Genomic DNA, 12,890 nt, shown 5'->3' with positions numbered 1-12,890 from the left:
GTAACTCCTAGACCGCTGCCGAGCCGACACGGCCCTTGCGCAGTGCATCGATGACCGCTTCTTTCGGACCGTCGGCGACGACCCGGCCGTTGTCCAGCACCAGCAACCGGTCCACCAGGCTCAGCATCGAGGTGCGATGGGTGACCAGCAGCAGCGTCTTGCCTTGCACCCAGCCGTGCAGCTTCTGCCGCAGCAAGTCCTCGCTGCTGTTATCCATGGCACTGGTGGGTTCGTCGAGCAGCATGATCGGCGGGTCGAGCAGCAGCGATCGCGCCAGCAGAACGGCCTGACGTTGGCCACCAGAGAGCAATTGCCCGCGCTCGCCCACGGGCCGATCGAAGCCTTGCGGATGCTGACGAGCGAGTTCGGTAACGCCGGTCAGTTCGGCCACTTCGAGCATGCGTGAATCGCTGATGTAGCGCGCGCCGAGCGTGAGGTTGTCGCGCAAACTGCCGGCCAGCAGCGGCAGATCGTGGGCGACGTAACCGATCTGTTGGCGCAGGTCGGCGACGTCGAGTTGTCTCAGGTCGAGGCCATCGAGCAGCAGTTGGCCCTCCTCAGGTTCATAGAAACCCATGACCAATCGTGCCAACGTACTTTTGCCCGAACCGCTGCGGCCGATGATGCCGACCCGCTCACCGGGTTTCAGGCTGAAGCTGACATTGCTCAGCGCCGGGGCATTCTGGCCGTTGTAATGAAAGGTCACGCCGCTGACGTCCAGCGCACCTTGCAGTTGCGTGCGTTCCAGCGGCCGCTGTTTGCCGTCGCGTTCCTGCGGCAGGGCCATCAGCGCATCGGTGCTTTTCATGGTCAGTTGCGCTTGCTGATAGCGGGTGATCAATCCGGCGATCTGCCCGAGCGGCGCGAGTACACGGCTGCCGAGCATGTAACTGGCGACCAGCGCACCGACGCTGAGGTTGCCGGCAATGATGCTGTAAACCCCGGCGACAATCGTCGCCATCCCCGAGAATTGTTGAATGAACAACGTGCCGTTGGTGGCCAGCGCCGACAGATTGCGCGCATGGCTGTCGAGGCGGGTGAGGGCGCCGTGGGTGCTTTCCCATTTGTGCTGACGCTCGCTTTCGGCGCTGCAGGCCTTGAGGGTTTCCAGGCCTCCGAGGGTTTCGATCAGCACCGCTTGGCGTTCAGCGCCGAGGCTCAGGCTCTTTTGCACGGTGTCACGCAGACGTACCTGAATGATCATCGCGAAGATGATGGTGATCGGAAACGCCAGCAGCGGAATCACCACCAGCCAACCGCCGAGCAGGCCGATCACCACCAGCATCAGCACCACGAAGGGCAGGTCGATCAGGCTGGTCAGCGTCACTGCCGTGAGAAATTCACGCAGGCCCTGAAAGTCATGAATGCTCTGGGCGAAACCGCCGATGGTCGCCGGCCGTGCCTTCATCGACATGCCGGTGATGCGTTCAAATAAAGTCGCGGAAAGGATCACATCGGTTTTCTTGCCGGCGGTGTCGAGCAAGTGCGCGCGGACCACCCGCAGCACCAGTTCGAAGCCGGTACCGATCAGCAACCCGATCGACAGCACCCACAGGGTCGACGTGGCCTGATTCGGCACCACGCGGTCATAGGTTTGCATGACGAACAGCGGCACCATCAGGCCTAGCAAGTTGATCAGGAAGCTGGCGAGGATCGCATCGCTGTAGAGCCATTTCGACAGCTTCAGGGTGTCGCGAAACCACGCATGCACCCGTGGCACCAGCGGTGAACGGAGGTCTTCGAGTTCATGGCGCGGCCGAGCGAACAAGGCCTGACCGCTGTAGTGCTCGCTGAGCTCTTCGCGGCTGATCCATTGCTCGCCGCCGTCGGCTTCGCTGGGCAGGATCAGTGCTTTTCCGTCGTCGCCGAAGCGCCGTAAAACAGCAGTGCGACCGTCGTTGAGCAGCAGCAGAATCGGCAGGTTGAGCGGCGAGATGTCTTTCAGCTCGCGGCGCAGAATCCGTGCCTGCAACCCGGCCCGGGCGGCAGCGCGGGGCAGCAGGTCGAGGCTCAGTCGTTGTTTGTTGAGGGGCAGTCCGGCACTCAGGCTGGCGCGACTGACTGTCGCGCCATGCAGTTTGCAGAGGATCAACAGACCGTCGAGTAACGGATCATCGAAGCTCAGCCGCGGATCGATCCCGGTGTGGCCGGGTTCCATGCTGGTCATATTGATCGCTCCCCTGTTACCGCTTCATTGATCGTTCCCACGCTCTGCGTGGGAATGCCTCTAGGGACGCTCTGCGTCCAGTGACACGGAGCGTCACGGGCTGCATTCCCACGCGGAGCGTGGGAACGATCAGGGCAAAGCTGACTCCTGCGTTGGTTATTTCAGTTCGGGCAGGCGCGCTTCGTTTTTCACTTCGGTCGCGGCGATCGCATCGGCTGGCAGCACCACCCGTTGCTTGCTCAGCAACTGGCCCATGTTCGCCAGCACGCGGTACATCGAATATTCCTCGGTGTAGCGGATTTCGGTGTAGCGACGGTTGGCGTTGTAGAGCTCGTTTTCACTGTCGAGCAAGTCGAGCAAAGTCCGTTGGCCGAGGCCGAACTGATCCTGATAGGCCGCGCGTACGCGTTTGGTGGTTTCGGCATATTCGCGGGCGGTCGGGGTCTGTTTCTTCGCGTTTTCCATGGCGTTCCACGCCAGGCGGATGTTCTCGTTGAGCTGGCGCAGGGCGTTGTTGCGGATGTCCATCGCCTGATTGATGTCGTGGGCATTGGCGGCCAGGCGGGCCTTGTCGCTGCCGCCACGGAACAGGTTGTAGTTCATCACCACACCCACGCGCCATTCGTTGTCGTGGCCTTCATCGCCTTGCACGTTGTTGTTCGCGCCGACGGCGGCTTCGGCATCGAAGCGCGGGTAGAACGGCGATTTGGCGACTTCGTACTGGCTCTCGGCCGATTGCACGTCAGCCTGGGCGGACTTCAGATACGGGTTGTTGTCGACCATGCTCTGTTGGGCTTCACGCAATTCGGTCGGCAGTTCGCCACGGGTCGAGGCCGGGGTTTCCAGCTCATCGGGCATGCGCCCGACCACGCTGTAGAAGTTTGATTCGGCATCGGCCAGGTCGACTTCGGCGGTGTCGAGGTTGTTCTGCGCCAAGGCCTTACGCGCGACCGATTGATCCGAGTCAGCGGTACTGCCGACGCCACGCTCGGTGCGCAGGCCGATCTGATCGTTGACGCGCAAATGCGCCTGCAGGTTGTTCTTGGCCAGGGTCACCAGTTCGCGACGCTTGAGCACTTCGAGGTAGACCTCGATGGTGCGCAGGGCCAGATCCTGGGCGGTACCTTGCGCGTAATACGCACGCGAATTGGACACGCCTTTGGTGCGCTCGACTTCGTTGGCGGTGTTGAAACCGTCGAACAGCATCTGCCGCAGACGCAGTTCGGACTGGGTGTAATTGAGGATTTCGGTGTGGTGATTGCCGAAGGCCCTTGTGTTGGTGTTGTCGCTGTAGCCACGGCCATACGCGGCGTTCAAATCGACGGACGGATAGAAGCCGCCCTTGGCCACTTTGACTTGTTCATCAGCCGACAGGCGGGCGTCCACGCGCGAGGCCAGTTCCGGGTGAGTGGCGATCGTGCTTTGAATCGCCTCGGTGAGGTTCATGGCCTGGGCTTGAGAAGTGCAAGCCATGGCCAGCAAAACCGCGCTGCAGAGGGGGGTTAGAACGCGCATGGGTGCATCTCCCTGAGTCCTGATGGTGTGTTACTGTCGCCAAATATTTGACGATATTTTTAGGTGTATGCGTTTCACTCTTGTAACAACAGAGCTAAGAACATCCTGAAGCGTAGCTAAGAAAAAATTTTCATAAGGCTTATGCCGAAAAAAACTTATGCGCTTTGTAAAAACCGGCACATTGTTCAGCACGAAAGCCTTTGTTTTATGCGCTTTAGGGAGCGCAAAAAGGCTTGAGGAAAGTTCCACTCACTTTGCGACATACGGCGAAGTACTGCTGAAGGGGAGGGACGCGTAGCGGCTGATGGGTGACAGATTTTTGTCACTCGAGTGATTCATCAGCGTTACGTAGCGTTAGTGGGCGTATGGCTTTGATCAGGATGTGGAAGTGCTTGATAGCACTGATGTTTCCGAAAGAGGCCGCCTGCGAAACGAACTGTTGAAGGTGCGAGCGTCGCCTCCAACAACCCGGTTGAGCCATGGGCTGCTTCGCTTACCAGTGCCGACGGTGGTCGGCAGCGGAGGATTTCACATGGCAACGCTCATCGGCACAGTCACTAAAGTCATTGGCCAGGTTTTCGCCCAGTCAGCCGACGGTACCAAACGCGCACTGGTTGAGGGGGATCGCCTGTTTGCCGGCGATCAACTGATCACCGGCGCAGAAGGCGCCGTCGCCGTTCATCTGCAAAACGGCCAGGAACTGACCCTCGGACGCGGCAGCAGCATGACCATGACCGGTGAACTGCTGGCGGGTCAGGCGGCGCATGTCAATGCCGCGGAGGCCGTGACCCCGAGCGACGCGCAATTGACTGACGTCGAGCAGATCCAGAAAGCCATCGCCGCCGGTGACGACCCGAGCAAAACCGCTGAAGCCACCGCGGCCGGTCCGAATGCCCCGGGCGGCGCACCGGGAGAGGCGGGCGGCGGCCACAGTTTTGTCCTGCTGACGGAGGTTGGCGGACGCGTCGATCCGATCATCGGTTTTCCCACCGCCGGGTTCGGCGGTATTCCTGAATTCCCTGAAGAACGCCACAACGCGGTGATCGACAACGGCGATGACAGCCCGGCTGTGGTGGTGCCGCCACCGGTGAACAATCCGGTGACACTCACCGGTCTGAATGTGGCGGGCGGCGAACTCAACGTCAATGAAGCCAATCTGCCTGACGGTTCGTCGGCCAACCCCGGAGCACTGACGCAAAGTGGCAGTTTCACCGTGTCGGCACCGGATGGTCTGACCAGCCTGAGCATCGGCGGCATCAACGTTATCGTTGGCGGTGTGCCGATCGGCTTCCCGCAATCGATCACCTCGCAACTGGGCAACACCCTGACCATCACTGGCTACAACCCGGCGACTGGCGTTGTCAGCTACAGCTACACCCTCAACGGCAACGAAACTCATGCGGCCGGCGACGGCGTGAACAATCTCAGCGAACAGTTCACCGTGATTGCCGGCGACAGCAATGGCGACACTGCGACCGGCACGCTCGACGTCAACATCACCGACGATGTGCCAAAAGCCTTTGATGACAACAATGGCACGGCGTCTGAAACGCAGCTGACACTGACCGGCAATGTGTTGACCAACGATGTGCAAGGGGCTGATCGCGTGCCCACCGGGCCCGTCACCCCAGGCACTTTCACCGGCACTTACGGCACTTTGGTGCTGAACGCCAACGGCACGTACACCTACACGCTGAACACCAGCGATGCCGACTTCAAAAACCTGCACGGTGGTGGTAACGGCACGGAAACCTTCGCTTACACCATCACCGATTCCGATGGCGATACCAGCACTGCCAACCTCGTCCTGCAGATCCACAACAATGACGATCCGGTGGTCACCAACGGCTTGAACGTTGAAGGCGGGGAGCTGACGGTCTACGAGAAAAATCTCGGCGACGGCAGTGCGCCGGATTCCACCGCGCTGACGCAGAACGGTACGTTCACCATCACCGCACTCGATGGCGTCACAACGCTGACTGTCGGCGGCATCGCCGTGGTCACCAACGGCGTGGCCGCAGGATTCCCGCAATCAATCACCACACCCTTGGGCAGCACGCTGACGATCACCGGTTTCAACGCCACCACCGGCGTGGTTAGTTACAGCTACACCCTGGTCGACAACGAAGCGCATCCCACCGCCAACGGCGCGAACAATCTGCCAGAGCAATTCGCCGTCACCGTGGTCGACGATAACGGCACCACTGCCAACGGCACGCTCGACGTGAACATCACCGACGACGTACCCAAAGCCTTTGATGACAGCAATGGCACGGCGTCTGAAACGCAACTGACACTGACCGGCAACGTGCTGACCAACGACGTGCAAGGTGCCGATCGCGTACCAACAGGACCCGTTACGGCCGGCACCTTCACCGGGACTTACGGCACGCTGGTCCTCAACGCCAACGGCACTTACACCTACACCTTGAACACCAACGACGCCGACTTCAAAAACATCCATGGCGGCGGCAACGGCACAGAAACCTTCGCCTACACCATCACTGATTCGGACGGTGACACCAGCACCGCCAACCTTGTCCTGCAGATCCACAACAACGACGATCCGGTGATCATCAACGGCCTCGACGTGAATGGCGGCGAACTCACTGTTAACGAAAAAAACCTCAGCGACGGCAGTGCGCCGGATTCCACTGCGCTGACGCAAAGCGGCACGTTCACCATCACAGCACTCGATGGCGTCACCACGCTGACCGTCGGTGGCATCGCCGTCGTCACCAACGGTGTGGCCGCAGGTTTCCCACAATCGGTCACCACTCCGCTGGGCAGCACACTGACCATCACCAGTTTCAACGCCGCCACCGGCGTGGTCAGCTACAGCTACACCCTGATCGACAACGAAGCGCATCCAATCGCCAACGGCGCGAACAATCTGCCCGAGCAGTTTGCCGTCACCGTGGTCGATGACAACGGCACCACCGCCAACGCCACCCTCGACGTGAACATCGTCGACGACCTGCCAAAAGCCGTGGATGACAGCAACGCCGGCACTGCGTCGGAAACCCTGTTGACGCTGACCGGCAACGTCCTGACCAACGACGTGCAAGGTGCCGATCGCGTACCGACCGGGCCCGTCACTCCGGGCACTTTCACCGGGACTTACGGCACCTTGGTGCTCAACGCCAACGGCACGTATACCTACACGCTGAACACCAACGACGCCGACTTCAAAAACCTCCACGGTGGCGGCAACGGCACGGAAACCTTCGCCTACACCATCACTGATTCGGACGGTGACACCAGCACCGCCAACCTTGTCCTGCAGATCCACAACAACGACGATCCGGTGATCATCAACGGCCTCGACGTGAATGGCGGCGAACTCACTGTTAACGAAAAAAACCTCAGCGACGGCAGTGCGCCGGACTCCACTGCGCTGACCCAGAGCGGCACGTTCACCATCACAGCACTCGATGGCGTCACCACGCTGACCGTCGGTGGCATCGCCGTCGTGACCAACGGTGTGGCCGCAGGTTTTCCACAATCGGTCACCACACCGCTGGGCAGCACACTGACCATCACCGGTTTCAACGCCGCCACCGGCGTGGTCAGCTACAGCTACACCCTGGTCGACAACGAAACGCATCCAGCCGCCAACGGCGCGAACAATCTGCCCGAGCAGTTTGCCGTCACCGTGGTCGATGACAACGGCACCACCGCCAACGCCACCCTCGACGTGAACATCGTCGACGACCTGCCAAAAGCCGTGGATGACAGCAACGCCGGCACTGCGTCGGAAACCCTGTTGACGCTGACCGGCAACGTCCTGACCAACGACGTGCAAGGTGCCGATCGCGTACCGACCGGGCCCGTCACTCCGGGCACTTTCACCGGGACTTACGGCACCTTGGTCCTCAATGCCAACGGCACGTATACCTACACGCTGAACACCAACGACGCCGACTTCAAAAACCTCCACGGTGGCGGCAACGGCACGGAAACCTTCGCCTACACCATCACCGATTCCGATGGCGATACCAGCACCGCGAATCTGCTGCTGAACATCCACAACAATGACGATCAGGTCTACCTCAACGGCCTCGACGTCAATGGCGGCGAACTCACCGTCTATGAGAAAAACCTCAGCGACGGCACCAGCCCAAACACCCCGGCGCTGACCCAGAGCGGCACCTTTACCGTGACTGCCCTCGATGGTCTGCAAACCCTGACCGTGGGCGGCATCAACGTGGTCACCGGTGGCGTGGCCGCAGGATTCCCGCAATCGATCGTCACGCCACTCGGCAGCACGTTGACCATCACCGGCTATAACCCTGCTACCGGTGTGGTGAGTTACAGCTACACCCTGGTCGATAACGAAACCCATCCGAACGCCAACGGCGCCAACAGCATCACCGAGAACTTCAACGTCGTCGCCACAGACACCGATGGCAGCACGGCCAACGGTCAGATCAACGTCAACATCGTCGATGATTTGCCCAGCGCCCATCCTGATGCCGCATCGGTGGCGGAGGGCGGCACGGTCAGCGGCAACGTGCTGAACAACGACATTGGTGGCGCCGACGGCCCGGCCGTAACCGGTGCGGTGGTCGGCGTGCGCGCCGGCGCCGACACTTCGACCTCGGCCATCGGCGGCCTCAACAGCAACATCAACGGCACCTACGGCTACCTGACCCTGGACGCCAACGGCAACGCCGTCTACCACAGCAATCCCAACGTCGTGAACGGCCCGGGCGCGGTGGATGTGTTCACCTACACCGTGCGCGATTCCGACGGTGATGAAAGCACCACCACCATCACCATTGATGTCGCCAACAGCAAGCTGTGCGCGACCAGCGACACCGACGTCACCGTCTACGAAAAAGCCCTCGACCTGACCAAGGACGGCGCGGATCTGGCCGCCGGCACGGTCACCGGCAGCGACCCGAGCAACCCCGGCGAAACCGCGTCCGGCACCTTGGTCGGTTCGGTCGCTGGTGCGGTCGGTGCAATCAGTTATGCCTTGGTCGGCAGCGCCACCGGCAACTACGGGCAGATCGTTCTCAACCCCAACGGCACGTACACCTACACGCTGACCTCGCCGGCAAGCACCACGCCGCATGCCGACGACGGCGCCAACAGCCTGAGCGAAACCTTCACCTATCAGGCCACCGATTCACTGGGCAACATCGTCACCAGCACCATCGTTGTGAGCATCGTCGATGACGTGCCAAAAGCTGTGAACGACAGCAACGCCAACAGCGCCTCGGAAACCCAGCTGACCCTGACCGGCAATGTGCTGACCAACGATGTGCAAGGCGCCGATGTGGTCGCAACCGGACCGAATGCCGGGCCGATCACCGCCGGCACCTTCACCGGTACTTACGGCACGCTGGTGCTCAACGCCAACGGCACGTACACCTACACGCTGAACGCCAACGATGCCGACTTCAAAAATCTGCACGGCGGCGGCAACGGCACTGAGACGTTCACCTACACCCTGACCGATGCCGACGGCGACACCAGCACTGCCAACCTGGTGCTGAATATCCACAACAACGACGATCCGGTGGTGCTCAACGGCCTCGACGTCAATGGCGGCGAACTCAGCGTCTACGAGAAAAACCTCAGCGATGGCACCAGCCCCAATGCCTCGGCGCTGACCCAGAGCGGCACCTTCACCGTCACTGCGCTCGATGGCCTGCAAACCCTTACTGTGGGCGGCATCGCCGTGGTCACCAACGGTGTTGCCGCAGGATTCCCGCAATCGGTCGTCTCGCCGCTGGGCAGCACCTTCACCGTCACCGGTTACAACCCGGCCACCGGTGTGGTCAGTTACAGCTACACCTTGGTCGACAACGAAACTCACCCGAACGCCAACGGCGCCAACAGCCTCACCGAGAATTTCAACGTGGTGGCGACGGATACCGATGGCAGCACCGCCAACGGCCAGATCAATGTCAACATCATCGACGATCTGCCGACCGCCAAACCCGACACCGGCTCGGTGGCCGAGGGCGGTACAGTCAACGTCAGCGTGCTGGGCAACGACATCAGCGGTGCCGATGGCGCGGCCACAGTGATCGGCGTGCGCGCCGGCAGCAACACCGGCACTTCGGCCATCGGCGGCCTCAACAGCAACATCAATGGCAACTTCGGTTACCTGACCCTCGATGCGGCGGGCAATGCCGTTTACCACAGCAACCCGAACTCGGTGAGCCCACCGGGCGCCACCGACACCTTCACCTACACCATCCGCGACAGCGACGGCGACGAAAGCACCACGACCATCACCATCAACGTCGCCGACAGCAAACTGGTGGCCTCGGTCGATCAGGACGTGACGGTGTATGAAAAAGCCCTCGACCTGAGCAAGGACGGCGCGGATCTGGCCCCCGGTACGGTCATCGGCAGCGATCCGAGCAACACCGGCGAAACCGCCACCGGCACGCTGGTTGGCGCGGTCACCGGCGGCACAGGCGCGATCACCTACACCCTGGTCGGCAGCGCCACCGGCAGCTATGGGCAGATTCAGCTCAATGCCGATGGCACCTACACCTACACGCTGACCTCGGCACCGAAAACCTCGCCGGGCGCCAACGACGGGGCGAACACCCTCAGCGAAAGTTTCACCTACAAAGCCACCGATGCACTGGGCAACAGCACCACCAGTACCCTCGTGGTCAACATCGTCGATGACGTACCAAAAGCCGTGGCGTCGGATCGTTCGGTGGCGGCGGTGGAGATCGATTCCAACCTGCTTATCGTCCTCGACATCTCCGGCAGTATGGCCGACGCCTCGGGTGTGCCGGGCCTGTCGCGGCTGGACCTGGCCAAGCAGGCGATCAGCGCCTTGCTCGACAAGTACGACGACCTCGGCGATGTCAAAGTCCAGCTCGTCACCTTCAGCAGCAACGCCACTGACAGAACGTCGGTATGGGTCGATGTCGCGACCGCGAAAACCATTCTCGCCGGACTGACGGCAGGCGGCGGCACCAACTACGACGCCGCTGTCGCGGTGATGCAAACCGCGTTCAACACCTCGGGCAAACTCACCGGGGCGCAGAACGTCGGTTACTTCTTCTCGGACGGCAAACCCAACGAAGGCGACATCAACGCCGCTGATGAAGCCGCGCTGAAAAACTTTCTCGATGCCAACAACATCAAGAACTACGCGATCGGCCTCGGCAGCGGCGTGAGCAACGCCAACCTCGACCCGCTGGCGTATGACGGCATCAGCCACACCAACACCAACGCGGTGGTGGTCACCGATCTCAATCAACTCAACTCGGTGCTGTCCGGCACCGTACAGGGCGCGCCGGTCACTGGTTCGCTGCTGGGCGAGGGCGGTACCTTCGGCGCCGATGGCGGCTTCATCAAATCCATCGTGATTGACGGCACCACTTACACCTACGATCCAAAAGCCCTCAGCGGCCAGGGCTCGCTGACGCCAAGCGGCGGCATCAATCACGGCACCTTCAACACCGCCAACAACACGCTGAGCATTGCCACCAATAACGGCGGCACATTGGTGATCAACCTCGACAGCGGCGACTACACCTACACCTCGCAGAAAACCACCGCTGTGGTCATCACCGAGAACATCGGCTTCACCGTCAGCGACAACGACGGCGACCTCGCCAGTTCGACGCTGACCGTGAAAGTCATTCCCAACGCGCCGCCGGTGGCGGTTGACGATCACGTCATCACTAACGTGCTGTCGGGCAACATTGTGGTGCCGGGCGAGCTGTTGCTGGCCAATGACACCGACCCCAATGGCGACACGCTCAACGCCACGCCCACCAGTTTCAACACCGGCTGGATCTCGAAAGCGGCGGACTTCACCGGCACCGGTGCGATCAACTTCACCGGCACCAACGTCAACACCGCCGCCAACCAGAACCTGGCCAACGTGCGTAATTCTTTCAGTGCCAACGCCGCGACCATGACCGCCGTGCTGGTGGTCAGTGGCTATCTCGGTGCGGTGACCAACAGCAACGCCAACGATGAAGACCGCATCACCGTCAACCTGCGCCAGGGCGAAACCCTCAATCTGGATCACAACCTGGCGGCCGGTCACGTCACCATGGAGTACTCGATCAACGGTGGCGCCTACACAACCCTGGCGGACGGGCAAACCCTCACCGCTTCAGCCGATGGCGTCTATCAGATCCACATCACCAACATCGCCAATCCCAGCGGCGGCGGTAACCCCAACGCAGCGGAAAACTATCAGCTGACCATGACCCTCAACTACGCCGGGGCCCACGACATCACCCCGGACTTCCACGGCAGCTACACCGCCAACGACAACCACGGCGGCAGCGACACCGCCAACGTCAGCATCAGCTATCAGGACGGCCACACCCTCACCGGCACCTCGGGGGATGACGTGCTGGTGGCTGGCAGCGGCGACAACATTATCAACGCCGGCGACGGCAACGATGTGCTCACCGCAGGCTCAGGCAACAACGAGCTGCACGGCGGTGCCGGTAACGACTTGCTCTACAGCGGCCCGGGCAACGATTTGCTCGACGGCGGTACTGGCAGCGACACCGCCAGCTACGCCCACGCCACGGCCGGGGTCACGGTCAACCTCGGCCTGCTCGGTGCGCAAAACACCCTTGGCGCCGGCACCGATACGTTGACCGGCATCGAAAACCTCGTCGGCTCGAACTTCAATGACACCCTCACCGGCGATAACAATAACAACGTGATCAACGGTGGCCTCGGCAACGACATCCTCAACGGTGGCGGTGGCGACGACCTGCTGATTGGCGGCATGGGCAACAACACCATGACCGGTGGCTCAGGGGCCGATACCTTCCAGTGGCTCAAGGGCAACAGCGGCCACGACCTGATCACCGACTTCACCCCCGGCACCGACAAGCTCGACCTGTCGCAACTGCTGCAGGGCGAAAACGGCACCACAGCGTCACTGGATGACTATCTGCACTTCACTGTCAGCGGCAGCGGCGCCTCGGTCCTCACCAGCATCGACGTCAGCGCCATGGCCGGTGCTACGCCGAACCAGACGATTGATCTGGCCGGCGTCAATCTGGCCAGCCACTACGGCGTGACGCCGGGGGCGGGCGGCGTGGTTGCCGGTGGGCATGACACGGCGACGATCATCAGCGGGATGCTGAATGATCATTCGTTGAAGGTGGACACGGTGTAAACGACGCCTGAAACGACAAAACCCGCCGCCCCGTTCAACCGGGGCGGCGGGTTTTTTCTGCCTGGAGGTTTG

3 protein-coding genes are annotated in these 12,890 nt (G+C 61.4%); 1 reads left to right on the top strand and 2 read right to left on the bottom strand.

Annotated features, from left to right (window positions below):
- Positions 1 to 7 precede the first annotated feature (7 nt).
- On the bottom strand, positions 8 to 2,167 hold the full coding sequence (locus tag ACOYXJ_RS01825; protein WP_095119046.1) for a type I secretion system permease/ATPase: 2,160 nt from the start codon (positions 2,165 to 2,167) through the stop codon (positions 8 to 10).
- Positions 2,168 to 2,323: 156 nt separating this feature from the next.
- Positions 2,324 to 3,682: a TolC family outer membrane protein gene (locus ACOYXJ_RS01820; protein WP_095119045.1), complete on the bottom strand. Its 1,359-nt coding sequence runs from the start codon at positions 3,680 to 3,682 to the stop codon at positions 2,324 to 2,326.
- 532 nt (positions 3,683 to 4,214) lie between these two features.
- Between ACOYXJ_RS01820 and ACOYXJ_RS01815 the strand changes: the two genes are divergently transcribed.
- A complete protein-coding gene (locus ACOYXJ_RS01815) occupies positions 4,215 to 12,818 on the top strand; it encodes a retention module-containing protein (RefSeq protein ID WP_460367595.1) in 8,604 nt (2,867 codons plus the stop codon).
- Positions 12,819 to 12,890: the final 72 nt, after the last annotated feature.

The organism is Pseudomonas sp. Tul2A7 (genome assembly GCF_054790505.1).
This window is presented reverse-complemented; position numbering and strand designations above follow the sequence as displayed.